The following is a 21,662-nucleotide window of genomic DNA, read 5'->3' as shown; positions in this document are numbered from 1 at the left end:
CTTTTAAATCGAATACTTGACGTTGAAAGAGATGTAATCTCGATCTGTCATGGCATTTGTTGTTCCTACCCCACCAAAGAAGCTGTTGTAAGAAATATCCGCACCCCAACGACTTTGATAATCAAAGTTCACTCCCAGAGCAACAGACTTTCTGCCTTCGGTGAATAAGAACATCGGATCCGGTGTAATACCATCAACATCATGAGAGAAGATAATTCTTGGGTACATGTTCACACCCGCAAAAAAATTGTTAAAGTCAGCTTTAGCCACTAAACGATAACCCCAAGCAAAATCAGTTGGGAATGGGTTGGTCTCTGGGCCATTATGCACAGCCGCAATAATGCCGGTCATTTCTGGATTACCACCAGAACGAGCCGTTCCTGGACCATTTAAACGTAATTCATCAAAATCAGGCATATCATGGACCCATACGCCGCCCACTTCCGCCAACATGGTCAAATTATCTAAACCTAGTGTAGGACCAAACAAGTGAGTAAAGGTCATTTGCGCTTGAGTGGTATCAGTGAGAATGAAACCATCAACCGTTTCACCAGGATCAGGAACATCCAGTTGCGAAATACCATCAAGATCAGGGCGGAGTCCTGCGTTAGCTAATTGCTGAGGCATAGCAGCAAACAATAACTCTACGTCATCTATTTGCAATGGCTCATCAACACGATGGGAAATTTCACCGGCAACGGAAGTGTCACCCACTAAGGTGTTAAAGCTAAAACCATACAATTGGATATCTTCAGGATAGACAATTTGTGACTTAGTAAAGGTTTCCATGCTTAACAACAGCTCGCGGTCAATAACCCCACCACTTTGTGCTAAACGACCATAATCACGACCAATAGCTCCGGCAGTAAAATTAGAGGCTGTACCGCTAATAAGTGGACGACGGCTATGGTAGTTCATGTAATACAAACCAAATTCAGTTTCACCTAGTTCTGGCGAATAATAACCTAACTTGACCCCAAATTGGCCATCATCACTTGGATCTGCAGCATCTTGAACTAAAGCTGTTTTGGTTGAATACGACAACATATAAGCTGCATAAGCCGAATTAAATCCACTCGCTGCCGCCGCGTCATATAGACGTGTGTATTCAGAAATCAGGAAATCTTGGTTGATGTCTGGGTTAGAGTTGAAACCCAATTGCGCATTTTGGTTATAGCCGCCATAACCAGCGAAATCATTGGTTGCAAAGTTTGAACCAGGTGTAGGGATCCAAATGGGTTGCCAATCATATTGATAAAAGGCTTCAAGGTTTAAGTTCTCACTTAAGCCTAACGATGCCCAAACCATACCTTGCGGACGGAATGCTTCTTTAAGCTCTGCACCAGGTGCATTGAGAATATTTAAATCTACAGCATTAATTTCAGCGATACCGTGAGAAATAAGAGTACTTTCACCCCAAGAAACCACTTGGTTACCCACGCGAACACTTAATGGATTTGCACCGTCGTTTAAATTCCAGTTACCGTAAACAAAGGCATCCAATATGCGAACGTCTTTACATTGCACTTCTGATGCTTTGTTGTCTTCACAAGGATCAAACTCTTTACCCGTTAATGGATCATTAAAATCATAATCACCGTCATTTAACTTACGGTCATAATAATACATACCGCGTAAAAAGACGCCGTAGTTTTCATATTTTAAAGACAGCTCATGAAGACCTTTGACGATCTCAGAAGTGGTATCACCTTGTGCATACAGTAAATTACTTAAATCATTGTTGCTTGAATAAGAACCTGGCTGCTCCCAAATCTCCGCTGAGGTATATTTGGTTGAACCAAATGCACCACCAAATGCAGAGTAACCTGACCAATCAAATTGTGGTTGATTCACCTTACCGATTTGGTCATTCCAATCACGGTCTGATACACGCCAGCTGGCGCCGACAGTCCAAGTTGAATCAAAAGTGCCCCGAACATCACCCCAATCAAATGAAACCGCTGAAGCAGAAGTGCTCATCCCCAAACATAATGCCGACACCACCCCCAAAGCGAGAGTCGACCTGTTAAATCTTTTTTTAACAATATTCATTTTAGTTCATCTCCGTAACCTGTTGGATTAGTTGTTATAGGAATTTAACCAACATCTTGTTAGCCCACAGGCAACACTATTGTTACAGCATTTAACTATATTGAGCAAGGTCAAAAAAAAGAAAATGTTTAAGAAAATTAACGCTGTGTGACCAAATATGATCAAATAAAACAGGCCTATATTTGAATTATCAACGACGATAAAATTACAATCATTCCACAATTAATGAAAAAAGTTTATTTTCATAGACTTATAAGTATTCAAGGACGACTACTTAACACATAACTAATGAATCAAACGTTTGAAGTAAATACTCTATAATTTAGTAATTGATTTAAAATGCCCTTCAGGACTCAGGACTAATTTAAACTGTCCGTGGATGCCTTGAAGGGTTAAATAAGGTCTAAAATACTTACCATTTATGTGCAAAACACGACCTTGGTGGTCTCTTACCTGCACTTTTTCTGCAAGTCCTTGGTAATAAGGTAGAAATGCTTCATAACTCACGTTGAGAGAAAACAAAAAATCCATAATTTACTCCATAAAAAAGGAGAGCAAGCTCTCCTTTTTACGATTTCAGGTCACGCGATTATTCACCCTAAATAAGCGTGAATGTCGACCATTATTCTACTAGCGATTTAGTCACTTTTTCATACAAATCTGTCGATAAATCTGGCAGTGATTTTAATTCGACTAAACACTGTTTCATTAATTGTTGGCGCTGTTGATCAAACTTTGCAAACTGAATTAATGGCGTGATCATTCGTGATGCGACTTGTGGGTTTGTTTTATTCAATTTCACTAAAATTTTGGTTAAATAGCGATACCCTTCACCATCGGCACGATGGAATTGATAGGTATTGGCAGCCACAAAAGCGCCAATTAATGAACGAATACGGTTTGGATTTGAAAAACTAAAACTCGGATGTTTGGTCAGCGTTTTAATTTGTTCTATCACCTCATCACTATTGACTAAAGCTTGCAGAGTAAGCCATTTATCCATTACTAATGGGGTTGATTGCCATGTAGACTCAAAGTCGCTGAGTAACATAGGTAAACAGGTTAATTTTGCCGTAGCTGCCGCTTTCAAAGCACCTAAGCTGTCAGTCATGTTACTAGCGGAATAGTATTGTTTTTCAACTAATGATTCATGAGTATCTGTCACTTGGCATAATAATGATAAGGCAATATTTTTAAATGCCCGCGCACCGGCATTATCAACAAGCAATAGCTCTCGATAACGAACCAATAACTCATCTTCACAAGCTGATGCGAGCTCTTCAACAACAAACTCTCTGGCTTTAGCCAATGCATCTAAATCAACATTATCCACCTGCTCTATTAATGCTGAGGCCGAAGGAATAGATAGAATTTCAGCCACTAAGGCTTGATCTATATTGGCGTCTAAAATGACACCTCTGAATGCTTCAATAACACGAGTATCAACCATCATGACTTGCTGCTTTTGCAACTGAGCAACGTTGTTCCATATGGTTTGACTGATTAATTGTACTGATGCTTCCCAGCGAGCCACTTCGCTAGAGGCATAACGCATAAGGTGAACAAGATGGTCAATGCTAAAGTCGTAAACCAGCTTAACGGGTGCCGAAAAGTCTTGTAGTAAAGAGGCTACAGGCGCATTGTCCAGTCCATCAAACACAAATGTTTGGCTAGCTTTAGTCACATCAAGCACTTTATTGACAATTGATTGCCCTGCACTGTCTAATAATTCAACACTGAACGGTATATGAAGTGTTTGCCCCTTAACGCCTTGTGACATTACTTGCTGAGAAACGGTTAAGTGATACTCACCCTTGTCTGCATTAAAACTGTCTTTAACTGTCACCACAGGCGTGCCGGCTTGGCTATACCAACGACGGAATAAGGTTAAATCTTTACCGCTGGCGTCTTGCATAGCATTAACAAAGTCATCACAGGTTACCGCTTGGCCATCATGTCGTTCAAAATAGCATTTCATCCCTGCTTGGAAACCTTCCTCACCTAAAATGGTGTGCATCATACGGATCACTTCAGCCCCTTTGTCGTAAACCGTCACAGTATAGAAATTATTCATTTCAATCACGCTTTCAGGACGAATAGGATGAGACATAGGACCGGCATCTTCGGCAAACTGTTGGTTTTTCATCACTCGGATAGCATGAATTCGATTTACGGCGCGAGAACCCACATCGGAACTAAATTCTTGATCGCGAAAAACCGTTAAGCCTTCTTTTAAACTTAACTGAAACCAATCACGACATGTCACTCGGTTACCGGTCCAGTTATGAAAATACTCATGGGCAACAACAGACTCAATACCATGATAATCGTCATCTGTAGCACTGGCTTTATCCGCCAGAACGAACTTGGTATTAAAGACATTCAAACCTTTATTTTCCATGGCGCCCATATTGAAAAAATCAACGGCAACAATCATATAAATATCAAGGTCGTACTCAAGACCAAAACGGGTTTCATCCCATTTCATCGCTTTTTTCAATGACGCCATTGCGTGGTTAGCTTTATGTAGATTACCTTTATCTACAAATACTTGCAGTTTAACCTCACGTCCAGACAGCGTGATAAAGGTATCATTGAGTAAATCAAAATCTCCTGCCACGAGGGCAAATAAGTAACTTGGTTTTGGAAATGGATCATGCCATTGTACAAAATGACGACCCGAACGTGGCATCTCGCCTTTATCAATTAAATTACCGTTACTTAACAAAAAAGGACATGCTTGTTTATCGGCTTCAATGCGCACGGTATAAATAGCCAGAACATCGGGTCTGTCTAAGAAATAGGTGATCCGGCGAAATCCTTCAGCTTCACATTGGGTGCAATAAGCACCATCTGACATGTAAAGACCTTCAAGACTAGAGTTAGTCTCAGGATCGAGTAAAGTGATGACCTCTAATTCAAATTCTGTCTGTTCTGTGGTGATCGTCAACTGGCTATCATGTTGACGATAATTTGCCGCCACACCGTTAATCTTCACCGAACTAAGTGAAAGTTGTTCACCATCAAGCACTAAATCATGTTGATGATCGCCATTACGGATCACTTTGCTGACAGCAGTGGCTTTAGTGTTTTTACCATCGAGAATAACGTTCAAATCAATATGGGAAATGGTAAAGGCAGGCTTTGCATAATCTTTTAGGTGTTTTTCTTGAGCTTGATTCATACAGGATCCTTGTCGAACAGTACTGAAGCCAGTTTGATGATATTGGGGTGTAAACTTAAAAAATTGGCATCATTATTAATTATTGTGATTAATAAAAAACGCGCCTTAAGCGCGTTTTTTAACAGTTATCATAAATTACTTTAGGCTTGTTTTAGCCATTTTTTCAGCATCGGCCATATCAAGTGTAATATAAGCAGTTTCATCTAAAAAAGCATCAGGTAACTTACTGTCATCGCTCTTTTCTATATCATCTAAAGACTTTACCGCAGCCAAACCATCATGGACTCTACGAGCATTTGCCCGGTCTAGAGCGCGCTTATCATCGTCTTCACGAGAGGCCATACGTTCGCTTTCAACAAGCGATATCGTTTTGTCTTTATGATGTTTTTTAAACTCATTAATATCTTGATAAATATAACTGAACTCAACATCTTTACTGATGCGTTCTTTATGCTTCGCATCAAGATTTTGGATCAACATCGGGGTAATATTTCCTAGCGTGCTGTACTGAGCTACTGGAACTTTATCCCATGGTAAGGCATTTTTCTCTTCTGACTCGCCGTATTCACCAGGCGCTAATGCAGTCGGAAAACTCACATCAGGAGTGACGCCTTTTAACTGAGTACTGCCCCCATTAATACGATAAAATTTAGCTATGGTATATTGCACGTGACCAATCGGTTTTTCATACATGTCATAAATTCGACCTAAACTCTTATGTTGCTGAACGGTTCCTTTACCAAAGGTCGATTCACCCACAATAAGTGCACGGTCATAATCTTGTAAAGCCGCAGCAAAAATCTCTGATGCTGATGCACTATAACGATCAACCATCACAGTTAATGGGCCATTGTATGCACTGACACCATCGTTATCACTATTTTGATTAATACCACCATTGGCATCCCGGATTTGAACCACTGGACCCTTATCAATAAACAAGCCTGTCAGTAATGTTGCTTCCGTTAACGCGCCGCCGCCATTACCACGAAGGTCAATAATAATGCCTTCAACATTGTCTTTTTCAAGTTGAGTAATTTCTTTGGCTACATCTTGGGATAAATTCATATAAAAACCAGGGATCTGGATCACCCCAATTTTACGATCCGCATATTGACCTTCTTTAGGCTCAACCACTTTTGAGGTCGCAGCGCGATCTTCTAAGCGAATTTTATCTCGGGTAATGACCAGTTCAAAAGGCTTAGCATTCGCACCACCTTTTTTCGGTAAAATTTGTAAAACAACTTCACTGCCCTTTGGCCCTTTAATCAGGTCAACAACATCATCTAAACGCCAACCGATAACGTCAACTACATCGCCATCTTTTTGGCCAACACCGACAATTCTATCTTCAGGTGATAACTTTTCACTGTTTGCGGCCGGGCCTCCGGCTACTAAACTTTTGATAACGGTATAGTCATCATCCATTTGTAACACAGCACCAATGCCTTCGAGGCTTAAGTTCATTTCCATTTGGAAACGTTCTGCATTGCGGGGAGATAAATAACTTGTATGAGGTTCAACGCTGCGAGCAAACGCGTTCATCACGGTTTGAAATACGTCTTCACTTTGGGTTTGGCTTAAACGCTTAATGGCATTGTTATAACGCTTCTCGAGCACTTCAACAATGTCAGGCCATTTTTTACCGGTTAACTTTAGGTTTAACGCATCGTATTTAACCCGCTGACGCCAAAGGTCATTAACTTCGGCTTCATCTTTTGGCCAAGCAGCATCTTTGCGATCAAATTCATACGAATCGCCTGCTTTGGTAAAATCAAATTCTTTATCAAGCAAAGACAAGGCGTAAGAAAAACGTTCATAACGACGCTTTTGCACCACATCGTACATCTTAAATGCTGCGCTAATATTGCCTGACTCGAGCATATTATCAAACAGATTTTGATATTGACTAAAGCTAGCAATGTCTGCCGCAGTCAGCACATTACGGCGATAATCAAGCTGCTCAAGGAAGCGAGAATAGATTTGTTCAGAAAATGCATTATCGAGATTAAAACGGTGATAATGCGAGCGAGTAAACAAAGTTGTTACTCGCTTGCTAGCCACTTTATGCTGTGGCTCTTGTGCTAGTTTAGGTAACTCGCTGATTTGAATCGTTGGTGAAATTGCCCATGCCGAAAAGCCGACAAATAAACAGGCAATTGACGCGGCCAAGGTAAGTTTTCGCATCAACAAGTACTCCTTAAATTTTCTATAATAGTATGTGTTCTGCACGTACTTTGATGGATAAACCAGTATCTAACTGAACAAGCACATCTTCTTTATTAATATCAGTCACAACACCGGGTACTGGTGTGGCTCCTAATTTAACATTCACACGTTGCTTTTGTTTCAAATCTTCAAGCTTTGCAGGCACAAGTTTAATGACTGGCGCAACTACTGCAGCTGGACGTTCTTTCTTAACCACTGGGGCTCGTTTAGGCGCAACTTTCTTAGCAGGCTTTTTAGGCGCTAACGCTTGACGCTTGGCTTTGGCTTTCTCTTGGCTTTCTTTCAGTGTAAGAATAGCATGGTCGATGTGTTCTTGTTCTAACTCAGCACATTCATTACCTTCAAGATCGATACGTTTGGCACCCGCTTTAACGCCTTTCAAGTAGCGCCAGCTGCTTGTGTAACGACGAAGCGCTACACGTAATTGTGTTTTACTGACTTTAGAATCATCAGCTAACCGTTCAGCCAAGTCTTGAAACAAACCAATTTTTAATGGTTTAGTTTCGCCTTCAGCAATAAAGCATAAAGGAAAGGTTTCATATAAATACGCTAAAATTGCGTTGGTGTCGGTCAACTTGTCTGTTGATTCCATTTTTACTTCCACGTTAATAAAGGGACTGATTATGCGGCATTAGATTTGCCATGCAGTCGTTCATCTTTCGTTAAACCTTACTGTTAAGGCTCAACGTACAAAATATCACTATCCGCTCGTTTGCTAAAGTCATAGAAACAAACCTTAACAATTTAACCAAACTTACTGTCAGCTTAATCATCGATCATCAGTAAATCCAGCACAAATGCGTACAGCGGCATATTATAAAGCCCGCGACAGCGAATGCGACCATGATTTAATCAAAATTGTTCGCTATTTAACCAAATAGGCAAGTTTCGAAGCTTTTTACCATATATTCTAAACCAATTTGATCATCTTGATCGAATCGATTCAATAATGGGCTGTCGATATCTAACACTGCCACAACCTCATGGCCGTGTCTAACAGGGATCACTATTTCTGAGTTACTGGCAGAATCACATGCTATATGGCCGTCAAATTGATGCACGTCTGCCACTCGTTGGGTTTTATTTTCCGCTGCAGCAGTGCCACATACACCTTTACCCATAATGATACGGGTACAAGCCACTTTACCTTGAAAAGGCCCTAGTACTAATTGCTCACCACGCTTGATATAAAAACCAGCCCAGTTGAGGTCTGCTAAGTTGTCGTTTAGCAACGCTGAAAAATTTGCCATTGCCGCAATTAAATCATCTTCGCCTTCAAGTAAAGCTTGTGCTTGACGATTTAATGTTTGGTAAAATTCGGTTTTCATTTCCATTCCTTAAGCTGACATTCACTCGAAAACAGAGTGATTAACGCCGCTATTCTAGTGGTGTATTTTTAGCCGCAGTCTTTTTGGTTTTAGCTGTAGGAGCGTTTTTAACCTGTACGATGCCTTTTAGCAAGTTAGAAAGCTCATCTTTATTGTTTGCTAGATAAAATGCCAGTTGTTCGCATTTATTTTCATCAAGTCCGAGGTCCGCCTTAATAAGAAACGGCACCAGGTTATCGGAAATATCAAGCATCTTATCGTAGGCATCAGCCTCTTTCTTCGATATAAATGTCATCTTCTCCACCCCTTCTCTGACCACGACAAATTGGGTTATCACTGCCATGATGTAATCCTCACTGTTTTTATATACAGTGCATAGAATCTCACATAGTTAACTTATGATGCAAGTGTTCTGATTATTCTGATATTATCAAACACAGAAAATTGAGATTGTTGAACAACAGACTCATTTATCTGCCAATATAAGGCAAAGCAGAGAGGCTTAACTCTTCGCTACCCAATAATGTGTTTCACAATGGATTAGACTAATTCTTCATGCATGAATTTGATGATCATGATTCTATAACGTTATGCCAATCATGTGATTTGGCGGTGAGAAAACGAGCCTTGCCCTCTAGTGCTAGAGCGCTTTGTCCTCGTTGTCATACTGCTCTTTATGATTCTCCTTATTGTTCTATTAATGGCATGCTGGCGTTATGCATTGCAGCATTAGTTATCTTTATTCCGGCTAATTTATTACCTGTATTAGAAATTCACTTTCTTGGCAGTGTCCGCACGACAACAGTCATGCATGCCGCGGTGACAGTTTGGTCTGAAGGTTATTGGGTTGTCGGCTTAGCCGTCATGGTTGCGGCTGTTATCGCCCCTGGATTATTAATATTGTCGATTCTGACTCAGGTTGTCGTTGTAAAGCTAAAATTACACAGTTCATTTTGGCAAAGAGCGTACACCACATTGTTAAAAAACCATGGCTTAATATCGCAAATGACCATGTTAGAAATTTATGTGATTAGCTTTTTAGTGTCGGCATTCCAATTATCTGATTTTTCAGATGTGTATTTCGGTATGGGTACCTTCTGTTTTACGATGTTGTTTATCATCATTTTATTTTTACAACGTGAATATAACCTAGAACATATGTGGGGCTATGTTGATGACTAATCTTCCTATTGCACCCCCAGATAAACCCACCTTGCTCCCTACCGAATCGGTTGATGAGTTTAAAGACGCGCCGACCGCGAATACTCCCACGCATTTGCAGGGGAAAAAAATGGGCTTATGTTTATGTCCCGTTTGTCGCAAGGTTAATCTGACGACGAGTAGTCATTGTCGACGCTGTTTTAGCCAGTTAAGTAGTCGAAATTATGCCAGCATTCAGCAAAGTTGGGCTTTACTGGTTACCGCAACAATTTTACTTGTTGTCGCCAATATCTACCCAATAACCCTCCTGACAAATCGGGGAGAGGTTACCCATGACACTATTTTTAGTGGTATTAGCCATCTGGTCAAAACGGGCATGTTCCCGATTGCTATTATTGTGTTTACTGCCAGTATATTAGTGCCTTGGCTAAAAATTATTGGTTTGGCCACCTATTTAACGGCTATCAGCTTTAACCTTCCAGTATCAAAAAGAAAATTGATGGTGGGTTTTCATATCATTGAATGGATTGGCCGTTGGTCAATGCTTGATTTATTCGTGATTTCATTAACAGTTGCCCTAGTCAATATGGGGCAACTATTAGACGCAAAACCTGCACCTGCCGCTACCGCGTTTGCGTTAGTCATCTTACTGACTCAACTCGCGGCAAGAGTGTTAGATACTCGTTTACTCTGGGACCGCTTGGAACACACTAATGACACAAATTGAATCGCCTAAAGTTGTGAAGAAAAAATTATTCTCGCCAATATGGTTATTGCCTGTTGTCGCCTTAATATTAGGTGCTTGGTTAGGAGTAAAAAGCATTAATGAGTCCGGCATTGACGTTTTGATCCACTTCCCCAGTGCCGCCGGGATCGATATTGGTAAAACCTTGGTAAAATACCAAGGTTTGTCGGTAGGTAAAGTCACCGACATAGGTATTGATGATGATCTCAGAGGGGTTAACGTCAAAGTGGTAATGGATTATCGCGCCGATCCATTTTTAAACAAAAATACTCTTTTTTGGTTAGTCAAACCCAAAGCGAGTATTACTGGAGTCGAAGGATTAGACACCTTATTTTCAGGCAATTATATTGCCATTCAGCCAGGAGATGGGCGCTCTGCAACCGAATTCGAAGCTGAGCGAGAAGCGCCGGCAATTCTCCCCGGCATTGAAGGGCTCATGATCGAGCTAAAATCACCTCGACTGGGATCTATTGATGTTGGCTCGCCAGTATTTTTCCGTCAAGCGCCTGTCGGCAGTGTGGTCAGCTACCGTCTACACGGCAACAAACAAATTATTATCAGTGCATTTGTTCAAGAACAATATGCTCATTTAGTCAATAAAGACTCCCACTTTTGGAATGTCTCGGGGTTAAAGATTGATGCCTCTTTAGCTGGCATCAAAGTCAGTACCGAAAGTATTGCGTCAATTTTAGCAGGCGGGATCAGTTTTGATAGCGGCACTGATACCGAAAAAGCGGTAAATGGCGATGAATATACCCTGTATGAAGATCAACAAACGGCTCTCGGTGGGATTGATTTTAGCCTAACTGCGGCAAATGGTGAGGATGTCAGCGAAGGGACAGCTATCATCTACCGTGGTATTGCTATTGGTCAAATTGAGAAAAAATCCTTAACGCCAACCGGGGTTCAATTCATTGCTCGAGTTAACTACCAATACAAAGCGTTAATTGCCAAAGATAGTCAGTTTTGGTTAAGTGGTCCCGAAATATCATTAAAAGGTGTCAAACACGTCAGTCGGCTCGTTACGGGAAGTGTGATTAATGTTTTGCCTGGTAGCCAGGCATCAACTGAGGCGATGCAATTTGAACTGGCTTCAGATGCACCAGACTTACTCAGTGAAGACAAAATAGAGCTAACTGTCGTTGCCAATACCCATACTGGTGTCAGTAATGGTGCACAAGTGCGTTATAAACAATTACCTATTGGCCAAATTCTCAGTACTAACATAAGCCAAGATTTTTCAACTGTTGAGTATCATATTGAAATTCTACCTGAATTTAAAAATTTACTCACGAAGGGAAGTTTCTTTGTGCCTGAAAGTGCATTATCCATAAATGCTTCACTAGAAGGCATAAGTGTTAAGACTCGCGATGTAACCACTATGCTTGAAGGGGCCATTAGCTTAATTCCAGGTAATAACAGCGCCCTACTTGCGGTCAATAGTAAATTGAAACTGCATGAATCAATTGAGTCAGCCAAGGCATTATATGCTCAGCAGCAAATGACCCATTTAACCTTGACCAGTATTGATGGGGCAGATTTAGCTGAAGGATCACCTATTTATTATAAAAAAATGCAAATCGGCTCGGTAAGTAAAATTAACTGGTTAGCAAACACAGATAAATTTAACATCGATATTAATATCGACAATAAATTTATTCCACTAATAAAACCCAATACAGTGTTTTGGCGCAACGATGCTGTCGCCATCAATGCCAGTCTCGCGGGCGTTGATATTAATGTCGCCCCACTTAAAGGCGCTATTAACGGCAGTATTACTCTTGGCCACATAGATGACATAGCTGATATTCAACACCGTGAGCCGAATCTGCGCTTGTATGACAAAAAATCATATGCGCTTATGCAGGCTAAGGTCATTAATCTCACCTTACCCGTCAGTGCAAAAATCACTGCCAATGCCGCCATTCGTTTCCAAGGTCATCAAATTGGTGAAGTGACACACGTTAAGCTAAACCAAGATTTAAACACACTTAGTGCAACAGCGTATTTGTTTGGCCAATATGCACACCACTTCAGCGCCAATGACAGTGAATACTTCATTATTGATGCACAGATTTCTTTAGCTGGGATTAATGCACTAGATGCATTATTAACGGGGCCGTATATTGGGGTTATCCCTGGCAAGAGTCTGGAATTAGTTGATACGTTTGTCGCCTTAGCGCACGCTAGTTTTGCAGCCAATGTACCCAAAGATGCAGTAGTATTCCAATTAGTTGATGATCAACTGGGTTCAATTAAAGTGGGGACACCATTATTTTTTCGCGGCATTAACGTCGGCCAAATTGATGGTTATCAGCTAGATGATTCAGGTATTGAAATAACGCTGTTTGCCCATGTCAATGCTGAATATGCTCATTTAATTAACCAAAGCAGCCAGTTTTGGGATGCTTCAGGGATTAAGTTAGATGTCGGATTATTTTCGGGCGCGAAGTTAGAAACGGGATCATTAGAGACCATACTTGCCGGCGGAATAGCATTTGCTACACGTGATGCAACCTCAGACAGTAATAGTATCGATGCCACAAGCCGTTTCCCATTACATGCAAATACGCAAGATGAATGGACACAATGGCGACCTACACAAGCTAAATAAATTCACTCGGGATAATAAACGATTATCAAACAGCCTTTTCTCCGTTGAGGTTAAATAACGATTCAAACACAAAAAGGCCGATAAATTTATCGGCCTTTTTTATCACTGTCCCGTACTAAAATACATTTACACTTTTTATTATTAGCCATAAAACCAATAACACACGCCTATGGCTGCAGTAATACCGGCAATATCAGCAGTTAAACCACATGCCAACGCATGACGGCCATTACGGATCCCGACAGAACCAAAGTAAACGGCCAACACATAAAAAGTCGTTTCGGTACTGCCTTGCAAGATTGCGGCTAATCGGCCAGCAAACGAGTCAACACCATGGTGACTCATGGTTTCTAGCATCATAGCCCGCGCGCCTGAACCACTAAAGGGTTTCATCAATGCCGTTGGCATCGCATCAATAAAGCGCGTATCGGCTCCCAATGCGCTAACGACGCTAGCTAAGAGCTGCAAAGCATAATCTAATGCGCCAGAAGCCCTAAGAAAACCAATCGCTAATAACATCGCCAACAAATAAGGAATAAGCTGGATTGCTTGACTGAACCCCTGCTTTGCACCATCGACAAACTCTTCATACACAGCAATTTTGCGATAACCGGCGACTAAAATAAAACTTAGAATGAGCAATAGCAATATGCCGTTGCCCAAAATCATAGACACTTGGCCTATTGCATCGGCCGATAATGTCACTAAATAAGCCATACCTGCCATGAACACACTCATAATGATGGCAGCATAAGCCAAAATAACACTATTGAATAACGAGATACGTTGCACCAAAGCCACAACCAGCAGCCCCACAACGGTCGAGACACTTGTGGCCAACAAGATAGGCAAAAATATATCAGCAGGATTAGCAGCACCTTGTTGCGCGCGATAGAGAAACACTGTCACTGGGACTAACGTTACCGAGGAGGTATTTAACACTAAAAATAAAATTTGGGCATTGGTTGCAACCGCTTTGACCGGGTTAAGCGTTTGCAGATCATGCATTGCTTTTAAGCCTAAGGGGGTTGCGGCATTATCTAACCCCAGCATATTCGCAGTCAGATTCATGCTAATACTCCCATACGCCACATGGCCACGAGGAACCTCAGGCATCAACTTGGAGAGTAAAGGCTCGAATATACGGGCAAACAAACCCACTACACCGGCCTTTTCACCCACCTGCATAAGGCCCATCCATAACGCTAGCACACCAATCAAGCCAATTGAGATGTCTGCCGCTAATTTGGCACTGGCAAACAAAGCAGTAACCGACTCGCTTAATACATTGACGTTGCCATTTACCAATTGGATCACGATAGACAACGCGGCAATGATAAAAAATACTAACCACACTCTATTTAACACATATATCTCCATAACCCAGTCGGTTTTAATAACCTCAATATACAGTAATCATTGCCGATCAGGGCGTACAATTCCGTGATATGATCGACCCAATCACTGCAAAAATAATTTATCGTTTACTATTATGGTCCAATTAAATACAAACTTTATCAAGCACATTGAGAAAGAGTTACCCGCCCACTTATCTTTAGAAGAGTTTATCGCTTATTGTGATAAACCGCTTCGTCAATCCATTCGGGTTAATACACTAAAAATAAGTACCGTCGCGTTTATCAACATCATGACGCAAGCAGGCTGGCAACTCTCACCGATACCTTGGTGTGAGGACGGATTTTGGATTGAAGGCAAAGATGACATTCAGCTAGGCAATGCCATCGAACATATTCAAGGGCTGTTTTACATCCAGGAAGCCAGCTCTATGCTGCCGCCAACTGCACTCTTTTCAAATGATACCGCACCTGAAATTGTCTTAGACCTTGCTTCAGCTCCTGGCTCTAAAACCACTCAAATAGCAGCCTTAATGAATAACCGTGGCTTATTAGTTGCTAATGAATACTCCGCCAGTCGAGTGAAAGTATTGCATGCCAACGTGCTACGAATGGGCGCAAGCCATACTGCCCTGACCCATTTTGATGGCAGAGTATTTGGTGAGTATTTATTTGAATCGTTTGATACTATTTTATTGGATGCTCCTTGCGGCGGCGAAGGAACGGTTCGTAAAGATCCATTGGCATTAAAACATTGGGATATTGATGATGTTACTGCGATTGGCGAAACCCAAAAAGATCTTATCGAATCTGCATTTTTGGCATTAAAACCTGGTGGGACCTTAGTCTATTCTACTTGCACCCTAAGCCAGTTAGAAAACCAACATATCTGTCTACACTTAAAACAAATATATCCTGATGCGGTTGAATTTATCTCATTGACAGATTTATTTGATGGCGCAGCCCAAGCGTGCACTAAAGAAGGTTTTCTACATGTTTGGCCACAAATTTACGACAGTGAAGGTTTTTTTGTCGCCAAAATCCGCAAAATAGCCTCAGTCGAGCGAGTAAAAAAACAGCCAAAATTACAAAAAAACTTTCCATTTACTCCCGTAAACGAAAAGCAAAAAACGGAGTTAATACAATACTTTCAAAACAACTTCTGTCTCGAGTTACCTAGTGATGACGTGATCATGGTACGTGATGATGAATATTGGTTATTTCCAGCCCAATTTATACCGTTTATTGGCAAAATGCGCTTTCAACGTATTGGAATTAAGCTCGCAGATGCAATGAAAAAAGGCTACAAAGCAAAACATGAAGCCGTTATTGCTTTATCAGCAGCAGCACATAACCCAGCAAAAACCATGGAATTAAGTGCCCCGCAAGCACAAGATTATTTAATGGGTCGTGATATTACCACAACTACTTTTGATCAACCGACACAGCAACATTTAGCCATAATGCCACGAGGTGAGATGTTAGTGAGTTATCACAAGGTCGTACTTGGGGTCGTAAAACACTTAGGCCATAGGCTGAAAAACAATTTACCGCGTGAATTAGTCCGCGACAGGGTTAACGTAAGTCTATGACACACTAATTAACCTCAGCCAGGGTTAATAAAGCATTTACAATCAAAATCTTGCGATAAAAAACAGACCAAAACCAACATTGTTGATTAATTTTTATGCAAAACTCAATAAGTCTGACTATAGTTAATTAATGATTTATTCAGTCTTTGGCATCTTAAGCACTCTTATGATGCCACAGCAGTAGCGCAAGGCTCTTAATCGAGCCATTTCCCTAGGCCCAAAACAACTGGATAGTTTTGGGCCATTTTTTTATCTATTTTTTAATCAATAGATCACATCAATAAACAAAAATACATCAGTATCGTTATGTGTTTTTATACCCATATGATGAATGACGCGATGTCATTGGGGCGCTTAAGCTATTAAGTTCAAACAAGTTGTTGAAATAATGATCTTCCCTTAACAAAGATCAAGCGACTAAGATATGACATACTTGAATGGCTCATTAAAGGCAAGTTTCAACCCTATCTAACGGCTTAGGTCGTGTTGAAGTACGACTGCATGGTCTATTTTGTTGCAAACAAAATAGACCATTGTCTCCTGCCATGGAGGTCAGATGCTGGAGGTAGAGCAACGCAAGCGCCATTGCCGACCTCGGAGCGGATGCAACAAAAACGATGCCTATAATGAGGTTATTGCTCACAAAGCGCAGAATACTCATCGAGTAACCAGTGAATGAGTTAACTCGAATTAGCGTCCGATTAACTTAGCGGCATCTTTAAATAAGTTAAAAAAGTTATCTGTGGTGTACTGAGCTAATTCATCAAACTTTTCACCGCGTAATTGTGCAACAAACTCTGCCACATCACGAACATAAGCCGGTTGATTCTCTCGGCCACGATGTGGCACTGGCGCTAAATAAGGTGAATCGGTTTCTACCAGTAATCTGTCTTTAGGCACTTGGCGAATAACACTGCGAAGCTCACCAGCATTTTTAAAGGTCACAATACCTGAAACAGAAATATAAAAGCCCAAATCAATCGCCGCTTTAGCCATTTCCCAGTTTTCAGTGAAGCAATGTAGCACGCCACCTACTTTGTCGGCGTGGCCTGCTTTTAGCATATTAATGGTATCTTCACGGGCATCACGTGTATGGACAATTAACGGCTTACCCACCTCTACGGCTAGGGCAATTTGTTGTTCGAAACACTGTTGCTGCAACGTTTTTGTGTCATTTGCATAGAAATAATCCAAACCAGTCTCACCAATGGCAACCACTCTAGGATCTTCTGCAAAACGTTTAATGTCTTCAATATTCAAGCCTTCTTGCACATCTAGAGGATGTACGCCAGAAGATAAAAATACATTATCAAAGGCAGACATTTTGTCTCGCATGGCTTCAAAGCCTTGCTGACGGACGTTGACGCACAATAGATAGTCAACGCCTTGGGCTTTGGCATTGTCCATAATGGATTGTAAACTGGCTGAGTCGGGGGCCGCTTTTAAGCGATCAAGGTGACAATGGGAATCAATTAGCATGGGAATTCTTTCGCAAATAAAACTAATACGCAAGAATACCTAGCTACATAGTGCAGGTCAAATCACCAGAGGCAAGTTCGCTCGATAATAATTTTTCAATATGATGTTTATGACTTTCAACATCTGTTTTAATTTTAACCCCAATACCCGCAGGTCGTCCGCCTGATGCGCCTAATGGATTAATCCATACCACAGAGCCTTTAAATTCGTTTATTTGGGTTGCATTAGGTAATCGATACGCAATAGTAAGCTCTTGGCCTAAGAAATGACTTTCTGTAGTCGCAATGAATAAACCGGCAGGCTTAATAAAAGGCATGTAAGCACGATAAAGTTTGTGTAATGTATCGTAGTTAACAACAAGATCGACCATAAATAATTATTTTATTTCCATAAATAGGATAAAAGTCAGTATAACAAAACGTCTTTAATTGGTTAGCTGCCTAAATGCGAGTACATATTGCTGACACAGGGCTTGAGTGTTGACACTCGGCATAGTCTCAAGCTTGTGACACATATTCATAACTCTTCCGGCTAGCTCAATCAGTTTAGCTTGAACAAGCGGATTTAACGACTGAGAACCCGCAGGATCATTTTTTACGCTATTACTTTTTAACACATATTGGCGTAAGTACAAATACAAAACATTAAGTGCATCAACAATCTGTTGCTCAGACACCTTCAATAGACTATTGCTTAGATGACCCGTTTTCAAACTTTGAGCCCAATCTTGGCGAAATGTCAGCAGTTGTTGATAATGCTGACTAGTTAAACTGTTTGCCAGCGCCAGAGGTCCACCAACGACACTAAGACACCATGTAACATCATGGGTTTTTCCCTCAGCATTGGCAGCGGGTAACAACTGCTGTGCAGCTAGCCAGTGGTGGATCTCATGCTTAGTGGGTTCAACAAAATTGAGCGTTTGGCAACGACTCGTAATGGTCGCTAATAGCTGGGCTGATGTATTCGTTTGGAGGATGAGCACAACATCATCGCCGGGTTCTTCAAGGGTTTTCAGTAGTGCATTGGCTGCTGCTAAATTTAATCGCTCGGCATTGACAATTATCGCGACGCGCGCACCACCTTGCTGGGCCGTTTGGGTTAACGCTTGGCATAACTGACGAATTTGATCGACTTTAATTTGAGTGCCATCAGGCTCTATAACATATAAATCAGGATGGTTACCTGCAGCCAGTAGCAAACAACTTTTACATTGGCCACAAGCGCCAACGGGCGTAAGTTGTTGGCAAAGCGCTGTTTGCGCACAAGCCTTAGCGAGCTTATCGCCCCCTAAAGCTTTATCTATTTTGAACAAATGAGCATGACTGCTTCTACCACGGTAATGCTGATCAACAAAACGTTGATGCGACTCGGCTAACCAAGGTAATTGGTCAATGTGATAATCACTCATGTCGCCACATTATCCTTATCGATATTAATCACTGTTCAGCCATAAGCGCCGGCAAATAGTGCTGTAATTGTAAACGAATATCATCATGAACCCGCTCCATTGATTGACTGGCATCAATCACTACTATGCTGTCATCGTAATGGGCTAGTTGTAAATAAGTTCGCCTTGCTCGCTCAAAAAAATCAATAGCTTGTTGTTCAATTCTATCAAGCTTGCCACGACTCGCGGCACGGCTTAATCCAAGTGTAGGGTCAATGTCTAAATATAAAGTAAGATCAGGTTTAAAACCACGTAAACACGCATCACTCACCGCTTTTACTAAGGGCATCAAACCTCGTCCACCACCTTGATAAGCTAATGAAGAGAGATTGTGTCGGTCACCGAGCACCCATTCGCCTGCAGACAAAGCCGGCTTGATCACATTGGCAATTAGCTGCGTTCTGGCAGCATAAATGAGCAAACATTCCGCTTCGTCACACAGTGGATCGGTTTCATCGACAATTTTGACTAAATCGCGCATTTTTTCTGCCAGTGGAGTGCCACCTGGCTCACGAGTGCACACAGGGGCCTGACCAATATGCTGGCTAATAATATCGTTGACTAGGGCTATTGCGCTAGATTTACCTGCCCCTTCTAATCCTTCAATGACAATAAACTTGCCTTGGTATTGACTCATTTTCTGTTTCTCTGAAATTCGTTTACGGCGTTATTATGCGCTCTCAGCGTTGATGAAAACACATGACTGCCATCATTGCGTGACACAAAATACAAGTAATTTACTTTAGCTGGACTTGCTGCTGCAAATAATGATGCCCGACTAGGGGCAGCAATAGGCGTTGGCGGCAACCCATCAATTTTATAAGTGTTAAATGCGGTAGTTTCACGTAAATCTTTACGAGTGATATTGCCTTTATAACGTTCACCCATACCATAAATCACCGTGGGATCAGTTTGTAGGCGCATGCCTTTTTTAAGTCGATTATTAAATACTGCAGACACCCAATCGCGCTCTTCAGGGTTGCCAGTTTCTTTTTCAATAATAGAAGCAATAATCAGCAATTCATACGGCGATGATAAGGCTAAATCAGGATCACGCCCTTCCCATGCTTGCGCTAAGCTTTCCTGCATCATGGTGTAACTGCGATTTAAAATTGTCTGTAAACTATCATCAGCATGATAATGGAATGTTTCGGGATAAAATTTACCCTCGGGCAAACCAGAAGTATCACCATGGTTCAATAAGACTTGATTAAAGGCATCGGTCTCTTGTGCTAAATGCTCAGTGGTGGCCAGTGTTTGTTGCCACTCAGCAATGGTTTTACCTTCGATTAGCGTTAGGCTGAAAACCACTTGTTGGCCTAAATATAAGCGTCTTAATAACGCTTCCAACGTATCGCCGGGGATAATTTGGTATAATCCCGTCTTAATATTGGCGAGTTTAGGTTCAAGTTTAACCAGGTATTTGACTTTCCAGCTATCAATAATCAATGATTGTTGCTCAAGCTGTTGCGCAAGCTTAATCACAGTGGTACCCGGTTCTACCGTCAATGTTTGAATTTCGGTTAACTGTAATGGCTGTTTTTGATAAGTAATTAAGCCGGATATGAGCCAATATCCACTGAGGCAAAACACGACAAAGAAAGGGATAACACTCGCTAATATAAAAATTTTTAACGTTTTAATCATTATGATAAATTCACACTCAGAACGTGCCTGAATCGCGATGTCTGCGTCCAAGGGCTAAATTGAAAATCGTCAATGGCCGATACATCAATAACGCCAAATAAACTGTTCGTTATCAATACATTGTCAGCGGCTTGAATATCACTAAGCTTAAGTTGCGTTGCCATGACTGCTATACCATGGCAAAGCAAAGTATCAATCAGTATTTCACGCATCACTCCGCTTACGCCTGCATGGGTTATTGCTGGGGTAAATATCCGATCATTTTTGACGATAAAAATATTGGCAACAGATGACTCTATCACATTACAATCACAGTCAAACACTAACCAATCTTGGTGTGTGCTAGGTAGAGGTTGAGACTTTATTAGCACCTGTTCCAATCGGTTAAGGTGTTTCATTCCCGCTAAAAGTGGTTGCCTGCCAAGATGAATGGGTGATGATGCTAGCGTAATACCGCTTTGCTGCCAATGATGGTAATGATCAGGAATGGCATGAACTGACACGACTTCAGTCACATTGGTTCTCAAAGGTGCTTGATAGCCACGTCCACCCACTCCGCGCGTCAATATTAACTTGATGCAATGTTGAGGATATTGCTGAGCGAGTTGGTTCAGCTGTTGAATGAGTAAGTCGCTGACACACCACTCAATACCTAAACGCTCACAGCTTTGTTGCAAACGAGACAAGTGCTCGTCAAGAAATAAAATTCCTGCAGGCATATCAGCCGACGCGGTACGCATAGACGCAAACACACCATCGCCATAAGCGACACCACGATCAAATGGATTGATCGTGCCGTCTTCAACGTGATTAACCCAAACCAGCGCCA

18 protein-coding genes are annotated in these 21,662 nt (G+C 41.4%); 4 read left to right on the top strand and 14 right to left on the bottom strand.

Annotated features, from left to right (window positions below; genetic code table 11):
- Positions 1-3: 3 nt before the first annotated feature.
- The 7 genes from CXF80_RS02820 to CXF80_RS02790 form a co-directional block, all read right to left on the bottom strand.
- Entirely contained in the window at positions 4-2,052 is a 2,049-nt protein-coding gene (locus CXF80_RS02820; protein ID WP_101031032.1) for a DUF1302 domain-containing protein, read from the bottom strand.
- A gap of 315 nt (positions 2,053-2,367) precedes the next feature.
- On the bottom strand, positions 2,368-2,583 hold the full coding sequence (locus tag CXF80_RS02815; protein WP_198554724.1) for a DUF2835 domain-containing protein: 216 nt from the start codon (positions 2,581-2,583) through the stop codon (positions 2,368-2,370).
- Positions 2,584-2,674: 91 nt separating this feature from the next.
- Positions 2,675-5,236, bottom strand: a complete 2,562-nt coding sequence (gene pepN / locus CXF80_RS02810; RefSeq protein WP_101031028.1) for an aminopeptidase N — start codon at positions 5,234-5,236, stop codon at positions 2,675-2,677.
- A gap of 135 nt (positions 5,237-5,371) precedes the next feature.
- Positions 5,372-7,423, bottom strand: coding sequence for a carboxy terminal-processing peptidase (prc, locus tag CXF80_RS02805; protein ID WP_101031025.1), 2,052 nt, complete (start codon positions 7,421-7,423; stop codon positions 5,372-5,374).
- 22 nt (positions 7,424-7,445) lie between these two features.
- The gene (proQ, locus tag CXF80_RS02800; protein WP_101031021.1) at positions 7,446-8,057 is read right to left on the bottom strand and encodes an RNA chaperone ProQ; all 612 of its coding nucleotides are present in this window, start codon (positions 8,055-8,057) and stop codon (positions 7,446-7,448) included.
- Positions 8,058-8,334: 277 nt separating this feature from the next.
- The gene (locus CXF80_RS02795) at positions 8,335-8,793 is read right to left on the bottom strand and encodes a GAF domain-containing protein (RefSeq protein ID WP_101031020.1); all 459 of its coding nucleotides are present in this window, start codon (positions 8,791-8,793) and stop codon (positions 8,335-8,337) included.
- 49 nt (positions 8,794-8,842) lie between these two features.
- Entirely contained in the window at positions 8,843-9,136 is a 294-nt protein-coding gene (locus CXF80_RS02790; protein ID WP_101031017.1) for a YebG family protein, read from the bottom strand.
- A 212-nt stretch (positions 9,137-9,348) separates the two neighbouring features.
- On the opposite strand from CXF80_RS02790, the gene CXF80_RS02785 reads away from it, so the two are divergent.
- From CXF80_RS02785 to CXF80_RS02775, 3 genes are all read left to right on the top strand, one after another.
- The gene (locus CXF80_RS02785) at positions 9,349-9,975 is read left to right on the top strand and encodes a paraquat-inducible protein A (RefSeq protein WP_101031014.1); all 627 of its coding nucleotides are present in this window, start codon (positions 9,349-9,351) and stop codon (positions 9,973-9,975) included.
- Positions 9,976-10,084: 109 nt separating this feature from the next.
- Complete coding sequence (locus CXF80_RS02780; protein ID WP_101034658.1) at positions 10,085-10,681, top strand: paraquat-inducible protein A; 597 nt, start codon at positions 10,085-10,087, stop codon at positions 10,679-10,681.
- Positions 10,668-13,313: an MlaD family protein gene (locus CXF80_RS02775; protein ID WP_101031012.1), complete on the top strand. Its 2,646-nt coding sequence runs from the start codon at positions 10,668-10,670 to the stop codon at positions 13,311-13,313. Before CXF80_RS02780 ends, CXF80_RS02775 begins: the two co-directional genes overlap by 14 nt.
- 141 nt (positions 13,314-13,454) lie before the next feature.
- On the opposite strand, the gene CXF80_RS02770 is transcribed toward CXF80_RS02775, so the two are convergent.
- Complete coding sequence (locus CXF80_RS02770; RefSeq protein WP_101031009.1) at positions 13,455-14,681, bottom strand: nucleoside recognition domain-containing protein; 1,227 nt, start codon at positions 14,679-14,681, stop codon at positions 13,455-13,457.
- 124 nt (positions 14,682-14,805) lie between these two features.
- Between CXF80_RS02770 and rsmF the strand changes: the two genes are divergently transcribed.
- Positions 14,806-16,260: a 16S rRNA (cytosine(1407)-C(5))-methyltransferase RsmF gene (rsmF, locus tag CXF80_RS02765; protein ID WP_101031007.1), complete on the top strand. Its 1,455-nt coding sequence runs from the start codon at positions 14,806-14,808 to the stop codon at positions 16,258-16,260.
- A 690-nt stretch (positions 16,261-16,950) separates the two neighbouring features.
- Here rsmF and CXF80_RS02760 read toward each other — a convergent pair.
- The 6 genes from CXF80_RS02760 to pabC are packed head-to-tail and all read right to left on the bottom strand — an operon-like array spanning position 16,951 to position 21,657.
- Positions 16,951-17,739 carry a TatD family hydrolase gene (locus tag CXF80_RS02760; protein ID WP_101031005.1) on the bottom strand — a complete coding sequence of 263 codons (789 nt, stop codon included), beginning with the start codon at positions 17,737-17,739 and terminating at the stop codon, positions 16,951-16,953.
- A 43-nt stretch (positions 17,740-17,782) separates the two neighbouring features.
- Entirely contained in the window at positions 17,783-18,109 is a 327-nt protein-coding gene (locus CXF80_RS02755) for a PilZ domain-containing protein (RefSeq protein WP_101031003.1), read from the bottom strand.
- A gap of 54 nt (positions 18,110-18,163) precedes the next feature.
- Positions 18,164-19,147, bottom strand: coding sequence for a DNA polymerase III subunit delta' (gene holB, locus CXF80_RS02750; RefSeq protein ID WP_101031001.1), 984 nt, complete (start codon positions 19,145-19,147; stop codon positions 18,164-18,166).
- 28 nt (positions 19,148-19,175) lie between these two features.
- On the bottom strand, positions 19,176-19,823 hold the full coding sequence (tmk, locus tag CXF80_RS02745) for a dTMP kinase (protein WP_101030999.1): 648 nt from the start codon (positions 19,821-19,823) through the stop codon (positions 19,176-19,178).
- Positions 19,820-20,833, bottom strand: a complete 1,014-nt coding sequence (mltG, locus tag CXF80_RS02740) for an endolytic transglycosylase MltG (protein ID WP_101030997.1) — start codon at positions 20,831-20,833, stop codon at positions 19,820-19,822. The genes tmk and mltG overlap by 4 nt, the downstream gene beginning before the upstream one ends.
- On the bottom strand, positions 20,833-21,657 hold the full coding sequence (gene pabC, locus CXF80_RS02735) for an aminodeoxychorismate lyase (RefSeq protein WP_443019082.1): 825 nt from the start codon (positions 21,655-21,657) through the stop codon (positions 20,833-20,835). Before pabC ends, mltG begins: the two co-directional genes overlap by 1 nt.
- Positions 21,658-21,662 lie beyond the last annotated feature (5 nt).

Origin of the sequence: Shewanella sp. Actino-trap-3, assembly GCF_002836275.1 — a bacterium.
GTDB classification, from domain to species: domain Bacteria; phylum Pseudomonadota; class Gammaproteobacteria; order Enterobacterales; family Shewanellaceae; genus Shewanella; species Shewanella psychromarinicola.
The sequence above is the reverse complement of the archived record's forward strand: the minus strand, read 5'-3'. Positions and strand labels throughout refer to the sequence as shown.

Coding starts and splice junctions, on each gene's coding strand:
- holB (WP_101031001.1), bottom strand. CDS start 19,147: ATGAGTGATTATCACATTGACCAATTACCTTGGTTAGCCGAGTCGCAT.
- CXF80_RS02795 (WP_101031020.1), bottom strand. CDS start 8,793: ATGAAAACCGAATTTTACCAAACATTAAATCGTCAAGCACAAGCTTTA.
- rsmF (WP_101031007.1), top strand. CDS start 14,806: ATGGTCCAATTAAATACAAACTTTATCAAGCACATTGAGAAAGAGTTA.
- CXF80_RS02790 (WP_101031017.1), bottom strand. CDS start 9,136: ATGGCAGTGATAACCCAATTTGTCGTGGTCAGAGAAGGGGTGGAGAAG.
- CXF80_RS02780 (WP_101034658.1), top strand. CDS start 10,085: ATGGGCTTATGTTTATGTCCCGTTTGTCGCAAGGTTAATCTGACGACG.
- CXF80_RS02815 (WP_198554724.1), bottom strand. CDS start 2,583: ATGGATTTTTTGTTTTCTCTCAACGTGAGTTATGAAGCATTTCTACCT.
- prc (WP_101031025.1), bottom strand. CDS start 7,423: ATGCGAAAACTTACCTTGGCCGCGTCAATTGCCTGTTTATTTGTCGGC.
- mltG (WP_101030997.1), bottom strand. CDS start 20,833: ATGATTAAAACGTTAAAAATTTTTATATTAGCGAGTGTTATCCCTTTC.
- CXF80_RS02820 (WP_101031032.1), bottom strand. CDS start 2,052: ATGAATATTGTTAAAAAAAGATTTAACAGGTCGACTCTCGCTTTGGGG.
- tmk (WP_101030999.1), bottom strand. CDS start 19,823: ATGAGTCAATACCAAGGCAAGTTTATTGTCATTGAAGGATTAGAAGGG.
- CXF80_RS02755 (WP_101031003.1), bottom strand. CDS start 18,109: ATGGTCGATCTTGTTGTTAACTACGATACATTACACAAACTTTATCGT.
- CXF80_RS02785 (WP_101031014.1), top strand. CDS start 9,349: ATGCATGAATTTGATGATCATGATTCTATAACGTTATGCCAATCATGT.
- pepN (WP_101031028.1), bottom strand. CDS start 5,236: ATGAATCAAGCTCAAGAAAAACACCTAAAAGATTATGCAAAGCCTGCC.
- proQ (WP_101031021.1), bottom strand. CDS start 8,057: ATGGAATCAACAGACAAGTTGACCGACACCAACGCAATTTTAGCGTAT.
- CXF80_RS02760 (WP_101031005.1), bottom strand. CDS start 17,739: ATGCTAATTGATTCCCATTGTCACCTTGATCGCTTAAAAGCGGCCCCC.
- CXF80_RS02775 (WP_101031012.1), top strand. CDS start 10,668: ATGACACAAATTGAATCGCCTAAAGTTGTGAAGAAAAAATTATTCTCG.